At 60.0% G+C, this 23,164-nt stretch carries 24 protein-coding genes (1 of these 24 only partly in view); 15 read left to right on the forward strand and 9 right to left on the reverse strand.

The features are described from left to right. On the reverse strand, window positions 1–1,128 hold the 5' portion of the coding sequence (locus QNH97_RS28355; protein ID WP_283554872.1) for an acyl-CoA dehydrogenase. The gene continues 54 nt to the left of window position 1, outside the view; the window shows 1,128 of its 1,182 coding nt (coding positions 1–1,128); the start codon lies at window positions 1,126–1,128; its stop codon lies beyond the left edge, outside the window. Between the two features lie 157 nt (window positions 1,129–1,285). Here QNH97_RS28355 and QNH97_RS28360 point away from each other — a divergent pair, with 157 nt between their 5' ends. The 10 genes from QNH97_RS28360 (at window position 1,286) to QNH97_RS28405 (ending at window position 11,105) form a co-directional block, all read left to right on the forward strand. Further along, window positions 1,286–2,182 carry a LysR family transcriptional regulator gene (locus QNH97_RS28360; RefSeq protein ID WP_283554873.1) on the forward strand — a complete coding sequence of 299 codons (897 nt, stop codon included), beginning with the start codon at window positions 1,286–1,288 and terminating at the stop codon, window positions 2,180–2,182. A gap of 434 nt (window positions 2,183–2,616) precedes the next feature. Beyond that, complete coding sequence (locus QNH97_RS28365; RefSeq protein WP_283554874.1) at window positions 2,617–3,738, forward strand: Re/Si-specific NAD(P)(+) transhydrogenase subunit alpha; 1,122 nt, start codon at window positions 2,617–2,619, stop codon at window positions 3,736–3,738. A 15-nt stretch (window positions 3,739–3,753) separates the two neighbouring features. Further along, window positions 3,754–4,077 carry an NAD(P) transhydrogenase subunit alpha part 2 gene (locus tag QNH97_RS28370; RefSeq protein ID WP_003187010.1) on the forward strand — a complete coding sequence of 108 codons (324 nt, stop codon included), beginning with the start codon at window positions 3,754–3,756 and terminating at the stop codon, window positions 4,075–4,077. Then, the gene (locus QNH97_RS28375) at window positions 4,077–5,513 is read left to right on the forward strand and encodes an NAD(P)(+) transhydrogenase (Re/Si-specific) subunit beta (RefSeq protein ID WP_283554875.1); all 1,437 of its coding nucleotides are present in this window, start codon (window positions 4,077–4,079) and stop codon (window positions 5,511–5,513) included. The genes QNH97_RS28370 and QNH97_RS28375 overlap by 1 nt, the downstream gene beginning before the upstream one ends. Before the next feature lie 197 nt (window positions 5,514–5,710). Continuing rightward, the gene (gene scpC, locus QNH97_RS28380; RefSeq protein ID WP_283554876.1) at window positions 5,711–7,204 is read left to right on the forward strand and encodes a succinyl-CoA:acetate CoA-transferase ScpC; all 1,494 of its coding nucleotides are present in this window, start codon (window positions 5,711–5,713) and stop codon (window positions 7,202–7,204) included. A 318-nt stretch (window positions 7,205–7,522) separates the two neighbouring features. After that, the gene (locus QNH97_RS28385) at window positions 7,523–7,738 is read left to right on the forward strand and encodes a DUF1127 domain-containing protein (protein WP_003187014.1); all 216 of its coding nucleotides are present in this window, start codon (window positions 7,523–7,525) and stop codon (window positions 7,736–7,738) included. A 328-nt stretch (window positions 7,739–8,066) separates the two neighbouring features. Continuing rightward, window positions 8,067–8,384 carry a DUF2388 domain-containing protein gene (locus tag QNH97_RS28390; RefSeq protein WP_283554877.1) on the forward strand — a complete coding sequence of 106 codons (318 nt, stop codon included), beginning with the start codon at window positions 8,067–8,069 and terminating at the stop codon, window positions 8,382–8,384. A 107-nt stretch (window positions 8,385–8,491) separates the two neighbouring features. After that, window positions 8,492–8,800 carry a DUF2388 domain-containing protein gene (locus QNH97_RS28395; protein ID WP_283554878.1) on the forward strand — a complete coding sequence of 103 codons (309 nt, stop codon included), beginning with the start codon at window positions 8,492–8,494 and terminating at the stop codon, window positions 8,798–8,800. A gap of 26 nt (window positions 8,801–8,826) precedes the next feature. Next, window positions 8,827–9,147 carry a DUF2388 domain-containing protein gene (locus QNH97_RS28400; protein ID WP_283554879.1) on the forward strand — a complete coding sequence of 107 codons (321 nt, stop codon included), beginning with the start codon at window positions 8,827–8,829 and terminating at the stop codon, window positions 9,145–9,147. Then, window positions 9,144–11,105 carry a DUF7844 domain-containing protein gene (locus QNH97_RS28405; protein ID WP_283554880.1) on the forward strand — a complete coding sequence of 654 codons (1,962 nt, stop codon included), beginning with the start codon at window positions 9,144–9,146 and terminating at the stop codon, window positions 11,103–11,105. Before QNH97_RS28400 ends, QNH97_RS28405 begins: the two co-directional genes overlap by 4 nt. A gap of 122 nt (window positions 11,106–11,227) precedes the next feature. On the opposite strand, the gene QNH97_RS28410 is transcribed toward QNH97_RS28405, so the two are convergent. From QNH97_RS28410 to QNH97_RS28420, 3 genes are all read right to left on the reverse strand, one after another. After that, window positions 11,228–11,503: an HU family DNA-binding protein gene (locus QNH97_RS28410; RefSeq protein ID WP_003195589.1), complete on the reverse strand. Its 276-nt coding sequence runs from the start codon at window positions 11,501–11,503 to the stop codon at window positions 11,228–11,230. Between the two features lie 191 nt (window positions 11,504–11,694). After that, the gene (locus QNH97_RS28415; protein ID WP_283554881.1) at window positions 11,695–12,843 is read right to left on the reverse strand and encodes an NAD(P)/FAD-dependent oxidoreductase; all 1,149 of its coding nucleotides are present in this window, start codon (window positions 12,841–12,843) and stop codon (window positions 11,695–11,697) included. A 41-nt stretch (window positions 12,844–12,884) separates the two neighbouring features. Then, window positions 12,885–13,052, reverse strand: coding sequence for a rubredoxin (locus QNH97_RS28420; protein ID WP_003177199.1), 168 nt, complete (start codon window positions 13,050–13,052; stop codon window positions 12,885–12,887). Between the two features lie 192 nt (window positions 13,053–13,244). On the opposite strand from QNH97_RS28420, the gene QNH97_RS28425 reads away from it, so the two are divergent. Beyond that, the gene (locus QNH97_RS28425) at window positions 13,245–13,808 is read left to right on the forward strand and encodes a chorismate--pyruvate lyase family protein (protein WP_283554882.1); all 564 of its coding nucleotides are present in this window, start codon (window positions 13,245–13,247) and stop codon (window positions 13,806–13,808) included. Continuing rightward, entirely contained in the window at window positions 13,808–14,698 is an 891-nt protein-coding gene (gene ubiA / locus QNH97_RS28430; protein WP_283554883.1) for a 4-hydroxybenzoate octaprenyltransferase, read from the forward strand. The genes QNH97_RS28425 and ubiA overlap by 1 nt, the downstream gene beginning before the upstream one ends. A gap of 162 nt (window positions 14,699–14,860) precedes the next feature. On the opposite strand, the gene QNH97_RS28435 is transcribed toward ubiA, so the two are convergent. After that, window positions 14,861–15,247, reverse strand: coding sequence for a COG4315 family predicted lipoprotein (locus QNH97_RS28435; protein WP_283554884.1), 387 nt, complete (start codon window positions 15,245–15,247; stop codon window positions 14,861–14,863). Between the two features lie 152 nt (window positions 15,248–15,399). Here QNH97_RS28435 and phoB point away from each other — a divergent pair, with 152 nt between their 5' ends. The 3 genes from phoB (at window position 15,400) to QNH97_RS28450 (ending at window position 18,920) form a co-directional block, all read left to right on the forward strand. Next, complete coding sequence (phoB, locus tag QNH97_RS28440) at window positions 15,400–16,089, forward strand: phosphate regulon transcriptional regulator PhoB (RefSeq protein ID WP_186633116.1); 690 nt, start codon at window positions 15,400–15,402, stop codon at window positions 16,087–16,089. A gap of 80 nt (window positions 16,090–16,169) precedes the next feature. Beyond that, a complete protein-coding gene (gene phoR / locus QNH97_RS28445; RefSeq protein WP_283557569.1) occupies window positions 16,170–17,456 on the forward strand; it encodes a phosphate regulon sensor histidine kinase PhoR in 1,287 nt (428 codons plus the stop codon). Window positions 17,457–17,579: 123 nt separating this feature from the next. Further along, the gene (locus QNH97_RS28450; protein WP_283554885.1) at window positions 17,580–18,920 is read left to right on the forward strand and encodes a hemolysin family protein; all 1,341 of its coding nucleotides are present in this window, start codon (window positions 17,580–17,582) and stop codon (window positions 18,918–18,920) included. A 138-nt stretch (window positions 18,921–19,058) separates the two neighbouring features. Here the strand turns inward: QNH97_RS28450 and QNH97_RS28455 are convergent, their stop codons facing one another. The 4 genes from QNH97_RS28455 to pstB all read right to left on the reverse strand — a co-directional run bounded on the left by QNH97_RS28455 (window position 19,059) and on the right by pstB (window position 23,014). Then, the gene (locus QNH97_RS28455) at window positions 19,059–19,955 is read right to left on the reverse strand and encodes a peptidoglycan DD-metalloendopeptidase family protein (protein ID WP_283554886.1); all 897 of its coding nucleotides are present in this window, start codon (window positions 19,953–19,955) and stop codon (window positions 19,059–19,061) included. Window positions 19,956–20,176: 221 nt separating this feature from the next. After that, on the reverse strand, window positions 20,177–21,136 hold the full coding sequence (locus tag QNH97_RS28460) for a response regulator (protein WP_283554887.1): 960 nt from the start codon (window positions 21,134–21,136) through the stop codon (window positions 20,177–20,179). Window positions 21,137–21,305: 169 nt separating this feature from the next. Further along, window positions 21,306–22,067, reverse strand: coding sequence for a phosphate signaling complex protein PhoU (gene phoU, locus QNH97_RS28465; protein ID WP_025216204.1), 762 nt, complete (start codon window positions 22,065–22,067; stop codon window positions 21,306–21,308). Window positions 22,068–22,180: 113 nt separating this feature from the next. After that, window positions 22,181–23,014 (reverse strand): phosphate ABC transporter ATP-binding protein PstB, encoded by an 834-nt coding sequence (gene pstB, locus QNH97_RS28470; protein WP_283554888.1) that lies wholly within the window; start codon window positions 23,012–23,014, stop codon window positions 22,181–22,183. Window positions 23,015–23,164: the final 150 nt, after the last annotated feature.

The following is a 23,164-nucleotide window of genomic DNA, read 5'->3' on the forward strand; positions in this document are numbered from 1 at the left end:
GTCGTGGGTGCCTTCGTAGGTGTTCACCACCTCCAGGTTCACGAGATGACGAGCGATGCCAAACTCGTCGGAGATACCGTTGCCGCCCAGCATGTCCCGGGCCATACGCGCGATATCCAGGGATTTGCCGCAGGAGTTGCGCTTCATGATCGAGGTAATTTCAACCGCGGCCGTGCCCTCATCTTTCATACGCCCCAGACGCAGGCATCCTTGCAAGGCCAGGGTGATTTCAGTCTGCATGTCAGCCAGTTTCTTTTGGATCAACTGGGTGGCAGCCAAAGGACGACCGAACTGCTGCCGGTCCAGCGTGTATTGGCGAGCGGTATGCCAGCAGAACTCGGCGGCCCCCAAGGCGCCCCAGGAGATGCCGTAGCGCGCCGAGTTCAGACAAGTAAACGGTCCCTTCAGGCCACGTACATCCGGGAAGATGTTTTCTTCCGGAACGAACACGTTGTCCATGACGATCTCGCCCGTGATCGAAGCACGCAGGCCGACCTTGCCGTGAATGGCCGGCGCACTCAGGCCTTTCCAGCCTTTCTCGAGTACGAAGCCGCGGATATCACCCGCGTCGTCTTTGCCCCAGACGACAAATACATCGGCAATCGGACTGTTGGTGATCCACATCTTGCTGCCCGTCAGGCTGTAGCCGCCTTCCACCTTGCGGGCACGAGTAATCATCGCGCCAGGATCGGAACCATGGTTCGGCTCGGTCAGACCGAAGCAGCCGATCCATTCACCGGAAGCCAGCTTCGGCAGGTACTTCTGTTTTTGCGCCTCGGTGCCAAATTCATTGATCGGCACCATGACCAGCGAGGATTGCACGCTCATCATCGAGCGATAGCCGGAGTCGACGCGCTCCACTTCGCGGGCGATCAGGCCATAGCTGACATAGTTCAGCCCACTGCCGCCGTATTCTTCAGGGATGGTTGCTCCCAGCAACCCTACCTCACCCATCTCACGGAAGATCGCCGGGTCGGTTTTCTCATGGCGGAACGCTTCCAGTACCCGCGGTGCGAGCTTTTGCTGGGCGAACTGCTCGGCAGTGTCGCGAATCATGCGTTCTTCTTCGGTGAGCTGCTGGTCCAGCAACAATGGATCGATCCAGTTGAAGCTCGCTTTACCGGCCATGAAAGAGTCCTCGCCATTTAGATGAAAAATCGTGGGTTGATCCTAGGCGCGGTTTCCTACAAGGGCAAACGAGGATTCCGCATGGTCTTGTGCTAATTTCTCACTCCGTAAATGCCATAAACCCCGTTTACGCCCATCTTGAGTGAGGCTTGTGTATATGCGCCGTAAAATCCCCAGCACCGCCGCCCTGGTCAGTTTTGAGGCCGCCGCGCGCCACGAGAGCTTCACCAAGGCCGCGCAAGAGCTTTCTCTGACGCAAGGGGCTATTTGCCGACAGATTGCCAGCCTGGAAGATTTCCTCAGCGTGGAGCTGTTCCGACGCTCAAGACGCGGAGTCAAACTGACCGAAGCGGGCCTTTCCTATAGCCGTCGGATTGCCACCCAACTGGACGCCGTGGAGCGCGATACGCTTTCGGTGATGGGGCACACCGGCGCGAATGTGATCGAACTGGCCGTGGTGCCCACGTTCGGCACGCAATGGCTGTTACCACGCCTCAAGGATTTCCAGCAGCAGCACCCGGAAGTCACCGTAAACCTGACCAACCGCACACGCCCCTTTCTTTTTGCGGATACGGAGTTTGATGCTGCCATCTATTTCGGTGATGCGGACTGGTCCGGTACCGAATCCCACAAGCTGATGGGCGAAAATCCAATGCCGGTATGCAGCCCCGCCCTACTTGGCAACCAGAACAGTCTGACAGCGCAAACCATCGCCGAACTGCCCTTGCTACAACAAACCACTCGCCCGTATGCCTGGCGTCAATGGTTCAACTCACAGAACCTGAACATCGCACGCGACCTGACAGGCCCGCGTTATGAACTATTCTCCATGCTTGCCCAAGCGGCCATGCATGACATGGGGATTGCGTTGATCCCGCCCTTTTTGATTCAGCGGGAGCTGGCAGAGAAGCGTCTGGTCGTTGCCAACCGCAACGCACTGTCGAGTCTCAAGGCCTATTACCTGATGATTCCCGAGCGAAAGGTGGAATCCGCCTCTCTTCGGGCTTTTCGTGACTGGCTTGTGAGCGAAGCAATGAGCTATCACATTGATTAATAAGGGAAAAGCTAAAACCAACTTAGGTAGTAAACTAAGCAAAGTCGCTACAGATATAACTATATGTCGCATTCAGTCATTCTGTTATGAAGTCAGTGCAGTAGGCTCTAAAGCGTTTAAATACATGGCTTTGAGCCATATCACGCAACGTATCAAGGCTTATTCATCTGGCCGATTGGAAAATTTGACACTTTGAGCTGGAGTCCTTGAAAAGCGCGGCCTACAAGGGATGCGACTCAATAATTGCGACATTCGGTCACAGGGTGACTTGTAGTTAATTTTCCGTCACACGCCATAATCCCTTGAAGGGCTGAATTTTCGCCTGCAAAATGCCGCGCCCCGCCTGGTTTGGCGGGATCGTGCTGATCGGCCGCCCCAACCGCACCATCCGAAGTGCCTGGGTTTACTCAATAAGATCACGCAGGAGATTTGACGTGCACATTGGTGTTCCCCTCGAAACCCAAACGGGTGAAACACGGGTTGCTGCTACCCCGGAAACCATCAAGAAACTGATCGGCCAAGGCCATAAAGTCACTGTTCAAAGCGGCGCCGGCATCAAGGCCAGCGTTATCGACAGTGCTTATGAAGCGGCGGGCGCAACCATTGGCAGTGCCAGTGAAGCGTTCGGTGCCGAACTGATCCTCAAGGTGGTTGCCCCCAGCGACAGCGAACTGACGTTGATCAAGAGCGGCACCGTTCTGGTGGGCATGCTCAACCCGTTCAACAACGAAACCATCGCCAAGCTGGCCGAATGTGGGATTACCGCTTTCGCCCTTGAGGCCGCGCCACGTACCTCCCGCGCCCAGAGCCTGGATGTGCTGTCGTCTCAAGCGAACATCGCCGGCTATAAAGCCGTGTTGTTGGCCGCTCATTACTATCCACGCTTCATGCCGATGCTGATGACCGCTGCGGGTACCGTGAAAGCGGCGCGCGTGCTGATTCTCGGTGCCGGCGTGGCCGGGCTGCAGGCGATTGCCACGGCCAAGCGCCTGGGTGCGGTGATCGAGGCTTCGGACGTGCGTCCGGCGGTGAAGGAACAAATCGAATCCCTCGGCGCCAAGTTCGTCGACGTGCCTTACGAAACCGACGAGGAGCGTGAGTGCGCCGTTGGCGTCGGCGGTTACGCCCGGCCCATGCCCGCGAGCTGGATGCAGCGTCAGGCCCAAGCCGTGCACGAGCGCGCCAAACAGGCCGACATTGTCATCACCACGGCGTTGATCCCGGGCCGCAAGGCGCCGACGTTGCTGAGCGCCGAAACCGTTGCGCAGATGAAGCCTGGCTCGGTGGTCATCGACCTCGCGGCAGCCCAGGGCGGTAACTGTCCGCTGACCGTGGCCGATCAGGTGGTGATCGAGAATGGCGTGACCATTTGCGGCCCGACCAACCTGGCCGGTGAAGTCGCGGCTGACGCTTCGGCGCTGTACGCGCGCAACCTGCTGGACTTCCTGAAGCTGGTCTTCACCAAGGAAGGTCAGTTCGACGTGAACCTGGAAGACGACATCGTCGCCGCGTGCCTGATGTGCCGCGACGGCCAAGTCATCCGTAAAAACGCCTAAGCAGGGATTCAGACAATGGAAGAGCTTATCTCCCCCGGTATCTACAACCTGATCATCTTCGTGCTGGCGATTTATGTCGGTTACCACGTGGTCTGGAACGTGACACCAGCATTGCACACGCCGTTGATGGCGGTGACCAACGCCATTTCGGCGATCGTGATCGTCGGCGCCATGCTCGCCGCCGCGCTGACCGTGACGCCACTGGGCAAGACCATGGGCACCCTCGCCGTAGCCCTGGCCGCCGTAAACGTGTTCGGCGGCTTCCTGGTGACGCGCCGCATGCTTGAAATGTTCAAGAAAAAAGCCCCGAAAGCCGTAAAAGAAGAGGCGCCCAAGTAATGAGCATGAACCTGGTAACGACGCTCTACCTGATCGCGTCGATCTGCTTCATCCAGGCCCTCAAAGGCCTGTCGCACCCCACCACGTCGCGCCGTGGCAACCTGTTCGGCATGCTCGGCATGGCGCTGGCGGTGCTCACTACCGTGGGTCTCATCTATAAGCTGGGCGCTGAGCTTGCGACCGCCGGTATCGGCTACGTCATCGTCGGCCTGCTGGTCGGCGGCACCGCCGGTTCGATCATGGCCAAGCGTGTCGAGATGACCAAGATGCCGGAGCTGGTCGCATTCATGCACAGCATGATCGGCCTGGCTGCGGTGTTCATCGCCATTGCCGCCGTCGTCGAGCCACAGTCCCTGGGTATCGTCAAGCAGCTGGGTGATTCGATCCCGGCCGGTAACCGCCTGGAGCTGTTCCTCGGGGCAGCCATTGGTGCAATCACCTTCTCCGGTTCGGTTATCGCGTTCGGCAAACTCTCGGGCAAGTACAAGTTCCGCCTGTTCCAAGGCGCACCGGTACAGTTTGGCGGCCAGCACAAGCTCAACCTGATCCTGGGCCTTGCCACGCTGGGCTTGGGCCTGACCTTCATGTTCACGGGCAATCTAGGCGCGTTCGCCTTGATGCTGGCCCTGGCCTTTGTGCTGGGCGTGCTGATCATCATCCCAATCGGCGGCGCGGACATGCCGGTAGTAGTGTCGATGCTCAACAGTTATTCCGGTTGGGCCGCAGCGGGTATCGGCTTCTCGCTGAACAACTCGATGCTGATCATTGCCGGTTCGCTGGTGGGTTCGAGCGGTGCGATCCTGTCGTACATCATGTGCAAGGCGATGAACCGTTCGTTCTTCAACGTACTGCTCGGCGGTTTCGGTAACACGCCAGATGCCGCTGGCCCAGCTGGCTCAAAAGAAGCCCGTCCGGTGAAATCCGGCTCTGCAGACGACGCGACGTTCCTGCTGACCAACGCCGACACGGTGATCATCGTCCCAGGCTATGGCCTTGCGGTGGCCCGCGCGCAACACGCACTGAAAGAGCTGACAGAGAAGCTGACCCATCGCGGGGTGACCGTTAAATACGCGATCCACCCGGTAGCGGGTCGCATGCCTGGACACATGAACGTGCTGCTGGCCGAGGCCGAAGTGCCTTACGACCAGGTGTTCGAGATGGAAGACATCAACTCCGAATTCGGTCAGGCCGACGTGGTGCTGGTGCTAGGCGCCAACGACGTGGTCAACCCGGCGGCGAAGAACGATCCGAAGTCGCCGATTGCCGGCATGCCGATCCTCGAGGCCTTCAAGGCCAAGACCATCATCGTCAACAAGCGCTCGATGGCCAGCGGCTATGCCGGTCTGGACAACGAGCTGTTCTATCTCGACAAGACCATGATGGTGTTCGGTGACGCCAAGAAGGTCATCGAAGACATGGTCAAAGCAGTGGAATAATCCCGCCCGCTTCACCCTAACGCCCCGACTTGTCGGGGCGTTTTGATTTGTATCAAGGGCCAATGTTACCGATCTGGTAATAATGTTTTGCCTGAAGCGCCCGTAATAGACGCCCAAAATGCGACTTTTGTAGCGGGTCGGGCACAGTGCGAATTCACTAGACTGCGCATCCTGCATCCAGCCCGAGATAACCTCCCATGTACCGTGACCGCATCCGCTTGCCTTCGTTGTTGGATAAAGTGATGAGCGCTGCCGAAGCAGCCTTGTTGATTCAGGACGGCATGACCGTCGGCATGAGCGGCTTTACCCGCGCCGGTGAAGCGAAAGCGGTCCCCCACGCCCTGGCCGAGCGCGCCAAGGTCACTCCGCTGAAAATCAGCCTGATGACCGGCGCAAGTCTGGGTAACGATCTGGACAAGGAGCTCACCGAAGCCGGCGTGCTGGCGCGACGCATGCCCTTTCAGGTCGACAGCACGCTGCGCAAGGCGATCAACGCAGGCGAGGTGATGTTCATTGACCAGCATCTCTCGGAAACCGTCGAGCAAATGCGCAACGCCCAGCTCAAGCTGCCCGACATTGCTGTAATCGAAGCAGTGGCCATCACCGAGCAGGGTCATATCGTGCCGACCACCTCAGTGGGTAATTCGGCCAGTTTTGCTATCTTCGCCAGGCAGGTGATCGTAGAAATCAATCTGGCGCATAACCCAAACCTGGAAGGGTTGCACGACATCTATATCCCGACCTACCGCCCGACCCGCACGCCGATTCCCCTGGTAAAGGTCGACGACCGTATTGGCAGCTCCGCAATCCCGATTCCGCCGGAAAAAATAGCCGCTATCGTCATTACCAACCAAACCGACTCGCCTTCGACAGTCTTGCCACCGGACAGCGATACCCAGGCCATCGCCGATCATTTGATCGAATTCTTCAAGCAGGAAGTCGCGGCTGGGCGCATGACCAACAAGCTCGGACCGCTGCAGGCCGGTATCGGCAATATCGCCAACGCCGTGATGTGCGGGCTGATCGACTCCCCCTTCGAAGACCTGACCATGTACTCCGAGGTACTGCAAGACTCCACGTTCGATCTGATCGACGCTGGCAAACTGAGCTTTGCCTCGGGCAGCTCCATCACGCTGTCAGCTCGACGCAATACCGATGTCTTTGGAAATCTGGAAAAGTACAAAGACAAACTGGTCCTGCGTCCGCAGGAGATCTCAAACCATCCCGAGGTGGTACGCCGCCTGGGCATCATTGCCATCAACACGGCTCTGGAGTTCGACCTGTATGGCAACGTCAACTCCACCCATGTCTGCGGCACGCGGATGATGAACGGCATTGGCGGTTCGGGAGATTTCGCCCGAAATGCGCACTTGGCGATTTTTGTTACCAAGTCGATCGCCAAGGGCGGTGCGATTTCCAGTGTCGTGCCGATGGTCAGCCACGTGGACCATACCGAGCACGATGTCGACATCTTGGTGACCGAGATCGGCCTGGCCGATTTGCGCGGCCTGGCACCGCGGGAGCGGGCTCGCGTGGTCATTGATAACTGCGTACATCCTTCCTACCGCCAGGCATTGAATGAGTACTTTGAAGCGGCGTGCCTTTTGGGTGGACATACACCGCACATCCTGCGCGATGCACTGAGTTGGCACCTGAACCTGGAAGAAACCGGGCGCATGTTGGCCGTCTGATACAGCTGGTTCACCGCTATGGCAAATACAGTTTCAGCCGCCCTCTGCAATTCTGGCCGATAGTTGCAAAAACTGTACTGCTGTACCGGTGTTTTCTTACAGTCTTTTCCCAGAAAATGCGACTCGATCACCTAAAATGCACCATTATCGTGCGCATAGGTACAGTTGCCTCAATATCGACCAGTACACCGCTCTTAAACAGTTAACTGGTCTCTTACAATACAAGTGAACTGTATCTACAGAGACTCGCCAAACGAGAGGAATATGGGCACCAGTAAACCACTACCTAATCCCGCCATAAGCGGAAGGATGTTCACCATGGAACGTACACTCAGTTCCGAGCTGTTTTTCGAAGACAAAGCTGAAAAAAACCAGGCTTCCCTGCCTCTTCGCGTTATCGCTAACCTGATGCTGTGGCAGCGCCGCATCGCCAGCCGCCACCAATTGGCTCGTCTGGATTCGCGCCTGCTGGCTGACGCCGGTATCAGCGAAGCACAACGCTACGAAGAGCTGAGCAAGCCGTTCTGGCGCTAACTCAGCGTCGCTGGCCCTGACCCACCGGGTCCACCGCCAGCACCGAATTGAACAAACAAGACCCGTCGTGGGAAACCACGACGGGTTTTGTCGTTTCGGGGGCTTGGTTTTGATGCCCACAGCAAAAAATAACAGTTTCAATAGCTCGATAATTTAACCGGTACAGTTTTGTTCCAGCGCCGCTATCAAGTCGCGTCCGGGTATTCAGAGGCTGTCAGCAAGCGCGTTCTGACCTAATATCGAACCTAACGTGGCGAAGCGAGTCGAGCATGCGTCTCCTCTTTCAGCTATACGCACCGGCCTCCCTCATTATCCAAGGAGTTTCATCATGAACCGTCTTCGTCTGCTCAGCGCCGCCGCCCTGCTGGCCGTAGCCTCCCAGTCCAATGCCAGCAGCTTCATCGTCACCACCGACTCCATCGTGGGCGCACTCAAGGCCACATCCGATGTCACCTCCGATGCCACCTCGTCGTTGCGGGACAATAAAATCGTCCAGGCCGCCCGTGATGACGCCGCCAGCTTCGTGGCCAGCGAAGGCGCCATCCGTGGTGTGAAACTGGAAAGCGCCCTGGATTACATCCGCCAGCAAGCGCCGCAGCTCAATGCCACCGACGCGCAGTTGGCCCAGGCCATCCTGGTTATTTGATCCCCACATGAAACATCGGGCCGCCAATGGTGTTCCGATGTTTCAGAGCTGGCTCTGGGCCGGGCGTTTGCGCTAGCCTTCGGACTCGCCATCAAACCTCGAGTCCTATGCGTTTTTACTCAAATCTGTTCATCGCATCTTTCTTTAGCGTTTTCTGCTGGTCTGTCCCGGCCCGTGCCTTCGATGTGTCCACCCAGCAAGTGGTGGTCAGCGGCTATGCCACGAGCATGGTGACCTCCGCGCCCTTCGACCATAAACTGATCGTCGCCGCTCACGATGACGCGGCGGCATTCATCGCCAGTGACGGGCAGCTACGAGGGGCACAACTGGAGTCGGCCCTGGATTACCTACGCCGGACCCGGCCAAAACTTCACGTCAGCGACCTTGAACTGGCACAAGCAATTCTCGTCCAATAGTTATCTTTATTCTCCGGAGTCGTTCCATGCGTAGCCCGCTGATTGCTGCCACCCTAGGCCTGCTGGTGTTGGCCGATGTGGCCCAGGCACATACCCTGGTAGCCACCAGTAACATCATCGTCCGTGCCTCCCAGCGCACGATCGATTTCACGTCCGACACCAGCACATCCATCCGTGATTCGAAAGTCGTCCGTGAAGCCCATGACGATGCCGCCAGTTTTGTCGCCAGCAATGGTGAAATTCGTGGCGCTCATCTCGAGGCTGCCTTCGACACCTTGCGCACTCGCGTGCCGGAAGCGCGCGACGCCAGTGACCAGGTTCTCGCCGAAGCCATCCTCGCATTGTGAGGCGGCTCGCCGCCTGGCTGACGGCCGGGGCGTTGCTGCTCATGGGCAGCACCGTCCAGGCCGGCCTGCAACTGCACCTCAACGGCGAAGGCTTGAGCCCGGCGCAACAGCAGGCCAGCCAGGCCCTACTCGATGAAGCCATGCGGGCCCTGCCGCCGCGCTTCATCGAGCGGCTGGACCGGCGCATCGATGTCGGCTGGACCGACCAAATGCCCGCCAACGCCTACGGCCAGGCCTCGCTGGTGTCGCAGCTGGACCTCAACAGCAATTTGCTCGACAGCCTCACCGACGGCAGCGCCGCGACGCAAAAGACCCATCGTCCCCACGGCACGGTGCGGCGAGAAATGCTCGCCACGGTCCTGCATGAACTCACCCACATCTACGACCGCTCGCGCCTATGGCCGGACGCCGAACGGGCACTGATCCAGCGCTGTACCCGACGCAACAGCAGCGCCGGGCTGATCGGTCTTCCCGATGAATGCCGAGGGCAGAACGACCGCCGCTTCACCCTCAGCGATGATCCCCGTTTGCTGGACCTCGCCGGTTGGCCGCAATACGTCGGCCGTCGCGGTGAACGGGAACAGCACAACCGCCAGGTTGCCCGCAGCCCGGACCTCTACGAGACGAGCAGCCCCAAGGAGTTTGTCGCGGTCAACATGGAGTACTTTCTCCTGGATCCCAGCTACGCCTGTCGACGGCCCGCTCTGTATCGCTATTATCAGGAACACTTCGGCTGGGCGCCTGCCGCCAAGGATACCTGCGCCAAGTCATTCGCTTTTCTGAACGCTGGCAACGATTTCGCCAAGACGCCCCTGGGCAAAGTCGATCCTGAGCGGGTCTATGCCGTCGATTATCTGTTGGCCGAAGCCAACCAGAATTGGGTCAGCCGCTGGGGCCATAGCATGCTGCGGTTGGTGATCTGCGCGCCAGGTCGCCCGCGTGGCCCGGATTGCCGATTGGATCTGGATCAACACTTGGTGCTGTCGTATCGCGCCTTCGTGGGCGATGTGCAATTGTCGAGCTGGGACGGGCTGGTGGGCAAATACCCGTCGCGCCTGTTCGTACTGCCGCTGGCCCAGGTGATTGATGAATATACCAAGACTGAACTGCGCAGCCTGGCGTCGGTGCCGCTGAACCTGTCGCGGACCGAAATCGAGGAAACCGTCGAGCATGCCGCCGAAATGCACTGGAGCTACGACGGTAACTATTACTTCCTGTCCAATAACTGCGCGGTGGAAAGTCTGAAACTGCTGCGCAGCGGCAGCAATAACCAGCAGCTCAAGGGCCTGGACAGCATCATGCCCAACGGCTTGCTGGAAGTGCTCAAGGGGCGAGGCCTGGCCGATACTAGCGTACTCGATGATCCCAAGGAAGCCTTGCGCCTGGGCTACCGCTTCGACTCATTCCGCGATCGGTATCAGGCCATGTTCAACGTGCTGAAGAAGTACCTGCCGATCAAGCAACAGACTGTGGAGGACTGGCTGGCCCTGGACGCGGCCGAACGCCGCGTCTGGTTTGAGCAAGCTGACTTGCGCACCAGCGCGGCGTTGTTGCTTCTGGAACAGGCCAGTTATCGTCGGCAGTTGCTGCTGGCTCAAGATGAAGTCAAGCAGCGTTACCTCGGCGCCCGTGAACTGCAGAACGGGGGCATGGAAAGGGCCAACGCGACGCTGCAGCAGATCCTTGCCAACAGTGGTTTCCTGAGCCGTCCCGCCGAGTTGCTGGGCAGCAGCGGTTACGGGCTGCCGCAACCTAGCGAGTGGCAACGACTGGAATCGGAAAGCAGCTTGCGCCAGAAACAGCTTCAGACGCTGACAGGCGATTTGGATAAGGAAGTCAGGGCCTTGCTTGAGCCAAGCCGCGCGGCTGAAATTGCCGCGAGTGAGGCCAACGTCAAGGAGATCGGCGAGCATTTACGCAAACTGCACAAGGCCGGCGGAGGGCTGGAGTTGCCCTGACAGGCCGCTCCCTCGCCACAAGAGCCGCGCTTTAAGCACACACATAAAAAAGGACACCCGACTTCATCGACGTGTCCTTTTTGGCTATCGCTCCTCCCTCATCTGCGAGGAGCTCGCAGCAATTACGGGTTAACACTGTCCTTCAAAGATTTACCCGGCTTGAAAGCCACAGTGTTGCTCGCCTTGATTTTCACAGGTTCGCCGGTTTGTGGGTTTTTGCCGGTGCGGGCGCCGCGGTGGCGCTGCAGGAAAGTGCCGAAGCCTACCAAGGTGACGCTGTCCTTGCGGTGCAGGGCGCCGGTGATTTCTTCGAGAACCGCGTTGAGCACGCGGTTGGCTTGTTCTTTGGTGAGGTCTGCTTTTTCCGCGATGGCGGCGGCGAGGTCTGGTTTACGCATGAATGAAGCCCCTTTGACGGTTTTTTTGTTGTTATGTCCGTGCTGTTCTCTTTGGAACAGCCCCTAAGGCGCCGCAGGCTCTACTCTGCGGCAGACGGGAGTGAGGATGGCACGGGGCCGCAGGCGGCGCCAGTGTCCCAACGACCTTTGTGGCACCAAAAGTAGGGTTTTTGCGACAGAACGACCAGTATTTACGCCAGCAGGGGCGGAAGCTCTTTGTTCAGCGCCAGTTTTTCCATCACCGCGGCACCTGTCAGGGCGTAGCCCAGCAGGTTGCCTTGGGCGTCCCGACACAGAGCCTTGATGTCGGCACCCTGCCCTTCGACGCTCCACTCGCCTTCGCTACCGCGCGGTGGCGGCGACACCACCAGCGGGCACACCGGGGTTTTTACCGTAATCGGCATGGCGCCGTAGCTGACGGCGGTCGGGTTGCCAGCCAGGGTTTGAGCCAGAGCGCGGGCGCAGCTCATCAGCGGCATGACGTATAGCAGGTTCAAGCCATCGACCTCGGCGCAGTCGCCCAGGGCGTAGATGTTGGCGTGGGAGGTTTTCAGGTGACGGTCGACCACCACGCCTCGATTGACCACCAGGCCAGCGGCGGCGGCCAGGTCAATGCGGGGGCGCAGACCGATGGCCGAGACGACCAGGTCGCAGGCAATCACCTGGCCGTCGGACAGGTGGGCTTCCAACCCGTCGGCTACCCGTTGCAGGCGGTTGAGAACGGGCCCCAGGTGGAAGCGCGCACCGAGGCTTTCCAGCCCGGCTTGCACGGCAGCAGCGGCAGCCGGGTGCAGCAGGGTCGGCATGATTTGCTCGCACGGCGCCACCAGTTGCACTTCGTAGCCGCCGAGGATCAGGTCATTGGCGAATTCGCAGCCAATCAGGCCGGCGCCAAGCAGCAGAACCCGGCGCTTGCCAGCCGCCGCCGCGCGAAAGCGTGCGTAGTCTTCCAGGTCGTTGATGGGGAAGATCAGGTCCGAGGCATCGCCCTGCACCGGCACGCGCACGGTTTCTGCGCCCCAGGCCAAGACCAGATCGCGGTAGTTCACCGCTTCTTCGCCGATCCACAGCCGTTTGTGGCCCGGGTCGATGCCGCTGATGCGAGTGTGGGTGCGCACTTCGGCCTTCAGTTGCTCGGCCATGGCCCCAGGCTCGGCCATGCTCAAGCCGTCGGCATCCTTGTTTTTGCCAAAGCCGGTGGAGAGCATGGGTTTGGAGTACGAGCGGCCGTCATCGGCGGTGATCAGCAGCAAAGGGGTTTCGCTATCGAGTTTGCGAAACTCCCGGGCCAGGTTGTAACCGGCAAGGCCAGTCCCGACGATGATGACAGGTGCGCTCATGCTGCTCTCCATGTGGTGCTTTCCATGCGTGTGGGAAACGATCAGTTGATTTCGATCATTTCGAAATCCATTTTGCCGACGCCGCAGTCCGGGCACAGCCAATCTGCCGGTACGTCTTCCCAGCGGGTGCCGGGGGCGATGCCATCATCCGGCCAACCATCGGCTTCGTTGTAGATCAGGCCGCAGACGATACATTGCCACTTCTTCATTCAGGTACTTCCTCAGGTGTCAGGCATTTGCCGGTATGGGGTCGCTCAAGGCTCTTTTCCGGCTCAGGGCGTTTTGTACTGATCGGTCGCCGTAGATGCAAGCATGATCGGCAGTGCAGCAGGCCGGCGCCGTCAAAATCGGCGACCGTCATGATAAGCTCGCGACCTCATTTGTTGCCTATCAAGACCCTCGTGCCGCAGACAAATTCGATATTTCCTACACTCCAATGGCTGCCTCAGCAACTGCTCGCACCACGCCCCGATGCCTGTGTGCTCGACTGGCTGTTTGACGAAGGCTCGTTGACCCGTCGTCTGACACGCTTGTCGGACGACCACTTCAGTGTGACGCCGTTGTTCGAGGGCTGGCAGCCGTTGCGCGCTGACGAATGTGCCGCGCTGGATCTGGCCGAAGGCAGCGAGGGATGGGTACGCGAGGTGTACCTGCGCGGCCACGGCCAGCCTTGGGTGTTTGCTCGCAGTGTGGCGGCGCGTAGCGCGTTGCAGGGCGATGGATTGCAGATGGATGAGCTGGGTAGCCGTTCCCTGGGGGAGCTGCTGTTTTGCGACCAGGCGTTCCAGCGCCGGGCCATCGAGGTTTGCCATTACCCAGCGCCATGGTTGCCGGACGAGGTTCGCGCCACGCAACTATGGGGTCGCCGTTCACGTTTCGATCGCGGCGCATTGAGCGTGCTGGTGGCGGAAATCTTCCTGCCGCGCTTGTGGACCGTCGCCCGCGCCTATTCGGAGAATTGCTGATGTACACGCAACTGCTCAAGTCCTTGAACCGCCTGAACCCGAGGGCCTGGGACTTCGTACAACTGACTCGCATGGACAAGCCCATCGGCATTTACCTGCTGCTGTGGCCGACCCTGTGGGCATTGTGGGTTGCCGGTGAAGGTTCGCCGTCTCTGGCCAACGTCGTGATTTTTGTCCTCGGCGTGGTGCTGACCCGTGCTGGCGGTTGCGTGATCAACGATTGGGCCGACCGCAAGGTGGACGGCCACGTCAAACGCACCGAACAGCGCCCGCTGGTAAGCGGGAAGATCAGTTCGAAAGAGGCGCTGGTGTTCTTCGCCGTGCTGATGGGCGTGAGTTTCCTGCTGGTGCTGTGCACCAATGCGCCGACCATTTTGCTGTCCCTTGGCGGGCTGGCGCTGGCGCTCAGTTATCCGTTCATGAAGCGCTACACCTACTACCCGCAAGTGGTGCTGGGGGCGGCGTTTTCCTGGGGCATGCCGATGGCGTTCACCGCCGAAACCGGTCATCTGCCGGCAGCTGCATGGCTGCTGTACATCGCCAATCTGCTGTGGACGGTCGCCTACGACACCTATTACGCGATGACCGACCGGGACGATGATTTGAGGATCGGCGTGAAGTCCACGGCGATTCTGTTTGGCGATGCCGACCGGGTGATCATCCTGACACTGCAAGGCCTGGCCCTGGCCTGCCTGCTGCTGGCCGGGTCGAAGTTCCAGTTGGGCGGCTGGTTCCACCTCGGGCTGGTGGCCGCTGCCGCGTGCTTTGCCTGGGAGTTCTGGTACACCCGCAGCAAGGACCGGATGCGTTGCTTCCAAGCGTTTTTGCACAACCATTGGGCCGGATTGGCGATTTTCGTCGGGATTGTGCTGGATTACGCGTTGCGGTGAGGCCGCTGACCCAGCACTAAGCTGGGATCAAGAACAGAACCCTGTGGCGAGGGAGCTTGCTCCCGCTCGGTTGCGCAGCGACCGCAAGATCTTGGGGCCGCTGCGCAGCCCAGCGGGAGCAAGCTCCCTCGCCACAAGAGCACCCGCTCGGCGCCGTGCCCGTCAGTCGGGCTTGGCGATCTTCCAGGCGCCGTCCATTTTGCCGTCACCGGTCACATCTCCGGCTTTTTTGTCCATGATGAAGGTGTACAACGGCTTGCCATCGTAGGCCCACTGCTTCTTGCCGTCGTCACGGGTGATCACGGTCCATTTGCCCATGGGCTTGTCGCTTTCTTCGGCCATGAGCGGCGGCCAGTTGACCGCGCATTTGTCGTTGCACATCGACTTGCTGCCCGAGTCTTTGGCAAACGTATACAGCGTCATCTCCTTGTGGTCAGTCAGCACCCCCTTGTCTGAGACCATCGCCGGCTCAGCCGCGAATGCCCATGTCGGCAGCGCCAGGGCAGCCGTGATCGCCAGCGCCTTGATGGATTGGGTAAGGTAAGTCATGGAAACCTTCTTGTGTGGTTGTCAGGATTCGGACTAAAAAGCGTAGCCCAGGATCCCCTTCGCTGCCGGCTCAGGAAATAACTGTCACACGACTGCAATAATTCCGTTATCTAATGCGGCGCAAGACAGTTAAATGACAAGAGGATTACCCCATGGTTGGCAGGAGCATTCTGATCGTCGACGACGAGGCGCCCATCCGCGAGATGATTGCCGTTGCGTTGGAGATGGCCGGCTATGACTGCATGGAAGCAGAAAACTCTCAGCAGGCCCATGCCATCATCGTCGACCGCAAGCCCGACCTGATCCTGCTGGACTGGATGCTTCCCGGCACGTCAGGCATCGAGTTGGCGCGACGCCTCAAGCGCGATGAGTTGACCGGCGATATTCCGATCATCATGCTCACCGCCAAAGGTGAAGAGGACAACAAGATTCAGGGCCTGGAAGTGGGCGCTGACGACTACATCACCAAGCCGTTCTCCCCACGCGAGCTGGTAGCGCGCCTGAAGGCCGTGCTGCGCCGCGCCGGCCCAACCGATGGCGAAGCGCCGATCGAGGTCGGCGGCCTGCTGCTGGACCCCATCAGCCACCGCGTGACCATCGACGGCAAGCCCGCCGAGATGGGCCCGACCGAATACCGCCTGCTGCAATTTTTCATGACCCACCAAGAGCGCGCCTACACGCGCGGCCAGCTGCTGGACCAAGTCTGGGGCGGTAACGTCTACGTGGAAGAGCGTACCGTGGATGTGCACATCCGGCGCCTACGCAAGGCCCTCGGCGAGGCCTATGAGAATCTGGTACAAACCGTGCGCGGCACCGGTTATCGTTTTTCGACCAAGGCCTGATCCGAGCCCTCACCGCCCGACAAGCTGACAAGGACGCGCGTCACGTGAATCAAAACTGGCATGGCACCCTGATTCGCCACATGTTGTTGCTGGTGACCGGCTGCCTGGTGATCGGCCTGATCAGCGGTTACTACGGCTGGAGCCTGGCGGCTGGCCTGGGGCTTTACCTGGCCTGGACCCTCAAGCAACTGCTGCGCCTGCATGAATGGCTACGCCTGCACCAACCCGACGAAGCCCCGCCCGACGGCTATGGATTGTGGGGTGAGGTGTTCGACAGCATTTACCACCTGCAACGGCGCGACCAGCGCGTTCGCGGACGCCTGCAAGCGGTGATCGACCGGGTCCAGGAGTCCACTGCAGCGCTGAAAGACGCCGTGATCATGCTCGACAGCGATGGCAACCTGGAATGGTGGAACCGCGCCGCCGAAACCCTGCTGGGCCTCAAGACGCCACAGGACAGCGGTCAACCGGTGACCAACCTGGTGCGCCATCCGCGCTTCAAGGAATATTTCGAGCAGGACAATTACGCCGAACCCCTGGAGATTCCTTCGCCCACCAATGATCGGCTGCGCATCCAGCTGTACATCACCCGCTATGGCAACAACGAGCACTTGATGCTGGTGCGGGACGTAACGCGTATCCATCAGCTGGAGCAGATGCGCAAAGACTTCATCGCCAACGTTTCCCACGAACTGCGCACACCGTTGACAGTGATCTGCGGTTACCTGGAAACCCTGCTCGACAACGTCGAGGAAGTGAACCCGCGCTGGAGTCGGGCGTTGCAGCAGATGCAGCAACAAGGTGGGCGCATGCAGACCTTGCTCAATGACTTGCTGTTGCTGGCGAAGCTGGAAGCCACCGACTACCCGTCGGACAATCAGCCGGTGCACATCGACGACCTGCTGCAAACCATCGCTGAAGATGCACAGGAGCTGTCCGGCGCCAAGCAGCAGAGCATCACGCTTGACGCCGACCCGACCGTGCAACTCAAAGGCAGCGAAGCGGAACTGCGCAGTGCCTTCTCCAATCTGGTGTTCAACGCGGTCAAATACACTCCCGAGCAGGGCCAGATCCGCGTGCGCTGGTGGGGCGATGAGCAAGGCGCGCACCTGAGCGTGCAGGATTCCGGCATCGGCATCGACAGCAAACACCTGCCACGCCTGACCGAACGTTTCTACCGCGTCGACTCCAGCCGCAACTCCAACACCGGCGGTACAGGGTTGGGCCTGGCGATCGTGAAACACGTGTTGTTGCGTCATCGCGCACGCATGGAAATCAGCAGCGTGCCCGGCCACGGCAGCACGTTTACCTGCCATTTCGCCCCGGCGCAGGTGGTTCGCGCGCGCCTGGCCAATCGCGCCGATTGATACCGACCAGCACTCGCCACTAGGCAACCGTCGAGTCAGCCGCTACATTGGCTGACTTGTGCCTGCCTTTTCAGGCACTCATCTCTAACTTCTACGAACATACGGAACCCGCAAAACTCCATCATGGACCCTTCCCCTGGCTTGTCCCTCGCAACACTCTTCGCCGAATTCGGCATGATCCTTTTTGCTCTGATCCTGGTTTTGCTCAACGGTTTTTTCGTTGCAGCCGAATTTGCCATGGTCAAGCTGCGCTCGACCCGCGTCGAAGCCATCGCCGAACAGAACGGCTGGCGCGGGCATATCCTGCGCACCGTCCACAGCCAGCTCGACGCTTATCTGTCGGCCTGCCAGCTGGGTATCACCCTCGCCTCCCTCGGCCTGGGCTGGGTCGGAGAGCCGGCGTTCGCCCATGTCCTCGAACCGCTGCTGGGCGCGGTCGGCGTCGAGTCGCCGGAAGTGATCAAGGGCGTGTCGTTCTTCACGGCGTTTTTCATCATTTCGTACCTGCACATCGTGGTCGGTGAGCTGGCGCCCAAATCCTGGGCGATCCGCAAGCCCGAGCTGCTGTCGCTGTGGACCGCCGTGCCGCTGTACATGTTCTATTGGGCCATGTACCCGGCGATCTACCTGCTCAACGCCAGCGCCAACGCCATCCTGCGCATCGCTGGCCAAGGCGAGCCCGGCCCGCATCACGAGCATCATTACAGCCGTGAAGAACTGAAGCTGATCCTGCACTCCAGCCGGGGCCAGGATCCTAGCGACCAGGGCATGCGCGTACTGGCCTCGGCCGTGGAGATGGGCGAGCTGGAGGTGGTGGACTGGGCCAACTCCCGGGAAGACCTGGTGACGCTGGAATTCAACGCGCCACTCAAGGAAATCCTGGCGATGTTCCGTCGCCACAAGTTCAGCCGTTATCCGGTGTACGACAGCGAGAGCCAGGAGTTCGTTGGCCTGCTGCACATCAAGGATCTGCTGCTGGAACTGGCGGCCCTGGACCACATTCCCGAGTCGTTCAACCTGGCCGAACTGACCCGGCCACTGGAGCGCGTGTCGCGGCACATGCCGCTCTCACAGTTGCTGGAGCAGTTCCGCAAGGGCGGCTCGCACTTCGCCTTGGTCGAGGAGGCTGACGGCAACATCATCGGCTACCTGACCATGGAAGACGTGCTGGAAGTGCTGGTGGGCGACATCCAGGACGAACACCGCAAGGCCGAGCGTGGCATCCTGGCCTACCAGCCGGGCAAGCTGCTGGTGCGCGGCGACACGCCGCTGTTCAAGGTCGAGCGCCTGCTGGGGATCGACCTGGACCACATCGAAGCCGAAACCCTCGCCGGGCTGGTCTATGAAACCCTCAAGCGGGTGCCGGAAGAGGAAGAAGTACTGGAGGTCGAAGGCCTGCGGATCATCATCAAGAAGATGAAAGGGCCGAAGATCATTCTGGCGAAGGTGTTGATGCTCGGTTGAGTATCAAGTTGAGAGTGGGGGACACGACCCTCTGTGGCGAGGGAGCTTGCTCCCGCTGGGTCGCGAAGCGGCCCCAAAAGCGACGACTGCTTCGCAGCCGAGCGGGAGCAAGCTCCCTCGCCACAACAGCCCGCTTCGCTATTGCTTGCCCACCGCAAAGTTGGGCAAGTCGCCCACCGGTTGATTGAACTGGTAAGGGATCGACACCAGCCCCAACCCGGTATTGCGCTGCACCACGAAATGCAGGTGCGGGCCGGAGCTGTTGCCGGTGTTGCCCGACAACGCCAACGGCGTGCCCACCACGACCCGCTGCCCTTCCCGCACGCTCACCGAGCCTTTCTGCAAGTGCAGGTACACGCCCATGGTCCCGTCATCGTGCAGCACCCGCACGAAGTTTCCCGAGGGATCGTCCCCCCGGCCGGTCTGCTCGTTTTCAGTCTTGATGATCACACCGCCCCGCGCCGCAATAATGGGTGTGCCTTCGGGCATGGCAATGTCCATGGCGTAGCGGTTTTTCGGGCCGTAGTGGCTGTACTGACCGTTGGCACCCTGGCTTAGCCGGAACGGCCCGCCACGCCACGGTAATGGGTAGCGATAGGCCTGCGCGGCGCCCGCAGGGTCGCCCAGGGAATACTCGAACCTTGGGGTATACGCCAGCGGCCTGCCGGGACGCGTGGCCGTGAGCAGCGCCAGGCGCAGGTTGCTGCGCGCCGGCAGCACCCGACGAATCGGCCGGCTCGGGGCCCCACTGACGTTCCTGAGCCCGGCGAAACTCAACTCGATCTCCACCGGCGCGTACAAGTCATTGCGCACGAACACCGCATCGGCGCCGTTCTGCTTCTTGATATCGAGGAACACCTGCCGCTCCAGCCGTTCGACCATGCGATCGCGGAACACGAACACTTGGGCGCCCTTGCTGGGGCGGTCACTGTAGGAAACCACGCCATTGGCGTCGGTGGATTTGTAGATAGTCATCGCCACGGCCGAGGTGGAGGCCAGGACAAGACCACAGGCAAACAGCAAAGGCACGAGCATGGGCAAGGATTCTGTCGAAAAGTGAAGGCCTGCACAGCAGCCTAGCAGCTGGGATTGACCTGCGTAGTCGACGGATGTTTCAAAATAGGTAGGCAGATGGTGCTTTGCTGGGGCTGCTGGCCCCATCGCGAGCAAGCTCGCTCCCACAGAGGTCTGTGACACAGGAAAACCAATGTGGGAGCGAGCTTGCTCGCGATGGCGGACTGACAGGCGTCGCCGAATCAGGCGCCAGGCACGAAGTGTTTCTGCGCCGTGCCGCGGGCGATCAGGCGGGAGATGTAGTCGAGTTTCTGCGGGTCTTTGTCGACGAAGCGGAAGGTCAGTTGCAGCCATTCGCTGTCAGGCGTCTGCTCATGGGCGACGATGGCGTGCAGGTATCCATTGAGGCGAGCGGTTTCAGCGTTGTCGCCCTGCTCCATGTCCAGCACCGCGCTTTCGAGCACTTGCGGCAGGGTGTCGGTGCGTTTGACCACCAGCAGCGCTTCCTTGAGGCTCAGGGCCTTGATCACGCATGGCTGGGTGCCGCTGGGCAGACGCAACTGGCCCTGGCCACGATTGGCGCCCTGCGCGGCGGAGGCCGGGGCTTTGACGGGCGGGGTGTTGAGCAAACCGCGGGCCGGCGCAGCGGCGGCGGGAGCGGCAGCTGCAACAACGGAGGGTTTGGCAAAAGGGTTCACTGCAGGCGCCGACGCCACCGCGGCAACCGGAGCCGCCTTACCGCCGGTCAGGGCGCTGAGGGAGTCATTGCCGAATGCCGAATTCATTTTGGTCGGGGCGCTGTTCATCAGGGTGTCGAGCTTTCCGACCTTGTGCAGCGCCTGCTTGACCTTGCCCAGCAACTGCTCGTTGGTGAACGGCTTGCTGACATAACCGGAAACGCCGGCCTGAATCGCCTGGACGACGTTTTCCTTGTCTCCACGGCTGGTGACCATCACAAACGGCATGCCCTTGAGGTTGTCCTGCTGACGGCACCAGGTCAGCAGTTCCAGGCCGGACATTTCCGGCATTTCCCAATCGCACAGCACCAGGTCGAACGCCTCACGGGCCAGCATGGACTGCGCTTTCTTGCCGTTCACGGCGTCTTCGATGCGGATGCCCGGGAAGTAGTTGCGCAGGCACTTCTTCACCAGGTCACGAATGAACGAAGCATCGTCCACGACCAACACACTGACCTTACTCATCCAGATACACCTCTAAAAAATCCCGGCAAGCATACCGCTTTTACTGGTGGCATATTGCCAAAAACCTTCAGCCACGCCGGGACTCTTCGTTCGCGGGGTGCTGCTTTCGATTAAAAAAGACCACAAAAAAAAGCCCGGCCAGAAGGCCGGGCGCTTTTCTCGGGCAATCTTACTTATCGTCAGTTTCGCCCGGAACATTAGCAGTTTCGGACAGTGTGCCCTCAACTTCTTCCTTCATTCGCTTGAGCCCCAAGTGCCGCACATCGGTACCTCGCACCAGATAGATCACAAGTTCCGAGATGTTGCGCGCATGATCGCCGATCCGCTCCAGGGAACGCAGCACCCAGATAATGCTCAGCACCCGGGAGATGGAACGCGGGTCTTCCATCATGTAGGTCGCCAGCTCGCGCAGGGCTGTCTTGTATTCGCGGTCGATGATCTTGTCGTACTGGGCTACCGAGAGCGCCAGGTCGGCGTCGAAGCGCGCGAAGGCGTCCAGGGCATCGCGGACCATGTTGCGCACCTGGTCGCCAATGTGGCGAACCTCGACGTAACCGCGCGGCGCTTCACCTTCTTCGCATAACTGGATGGCACGACGGGCGATCTTGGTGGCTTCGTCGCCGATCCGCTCCAGGTCGATCACCGATTTGGAAATGCTGATGATCAAGCGCAGGTCGGAAGCGGCCGGTTGACGACGGGCCAGGATGCGCAGGCATTCCTCGTCGATGTTGCGCTCCATCTGGTTGATCTGGTCGTCGATCTCGCGCACTTGCTGGGCCAGGCCCGAGTCGGCCTCGATCAGCGCAGTCACTGCGTCGTTGACCTGCTTTTCCACCAGCCCGCCCATGGCCAGCAGGTGGCTGCGCACCTCCTCCAACTCGGCGTTGAACTGGGCGGAAATGTGGTGAGTAAGGCCTTCCTTCGAAATCATGGTTTTGCTCCGCAAAAGCTGTGAGCTGCAAGCTTTAAGCTGCAAGCTGATGTATGTCGTTACCCGGATCGCTTTTACTTGCCGCTTGCAGCTTAAAGCTTGCGGCTCTACGGCTAGCCGTAGCGACCGGTGATGTAGTCCTCGGTCTGCTTCTTGGCCGGGTTGGTGAACAGGGTGTCGGTATCGCCGAATTCCACCAGTTTGCCCATGTACATGAACGCGGTGTAGTCCGAAACCCGCGCCGCCTGTTGCATGTTGTGGGTCACGATGACGATGGTGAACTTGGACTTGAGCTCGTAGATCAGCTCTTCGACTTTCAGCGTCGAGATCGGGTCCAGGGCCGAGCAAGGTTCATCGAGCAGCAACACTTCCGGCTCCACGGCGATGGTGCGGGCGATCACCAGGCGCTGTTGTTGACCGCCGGACAAACCCAGTGCTGACTCGTGCAGGCGATCCTTGACCTCATCCCACAATGCCGCGCCCTTGAGCGCCCACTCCACTGCTTCGTCGAGAACGCGCTTCTTGTTGATGCCCTGGATGCGCAGGCCATAGACCACGTTCTCGTAGATGGTTTTCGGGAACGGGTTGGGCTTCTGGAACACCATGCCCACGCGACGGCGCAGCTCGGCCACGTCTTCGCCCTTGCGGTAGATGTTGTGGCCGTAGAGGTTGATTTCACCCTCGACGCGGCAACCGTCCACCAGGTCGTTCATGCGGTTGAAGGTGCGCAGCAAAGTCGACTTGCCGCAGCCCGACGGACCGATGAACGCGGTGACGCGCTGTTTCGGGATGTTCAGGCTGACGTCATACAGCGCCTGCTTCTGACCGTAGAACAGGTTCAGGCCGGGCACTTCGATGGCGACGGTTTCCTGGGCCAGGTCCAGGCTCTGCTTGTCGCGGCCCAGGGCCGACATGTTGATCCCGCGTGCTTGTACTTCGTGTTGCATGGGAGGCTCCCTGTGCTAACAAATTCGGTTCGGAACGCCTTTACGGCGGCTCCATAAAATTCCAGTGAACACAGATCAGTGTGGGAGCGAGCTTGCTCGCGAAGGGGCCATCAAGGCCGCCAAAAGCTTCGCGAGCAAGCTCGCTCCCAC

This window comes from Pseudomonas sp. G2-4, assembly GCF_030064125.1.
Classification (GTDB): Bacteria; Pseudomonadota; Gammaproteobacteria; order Pseudomonadales; family Pseudomonadaceae; genus Aquipseudomonas.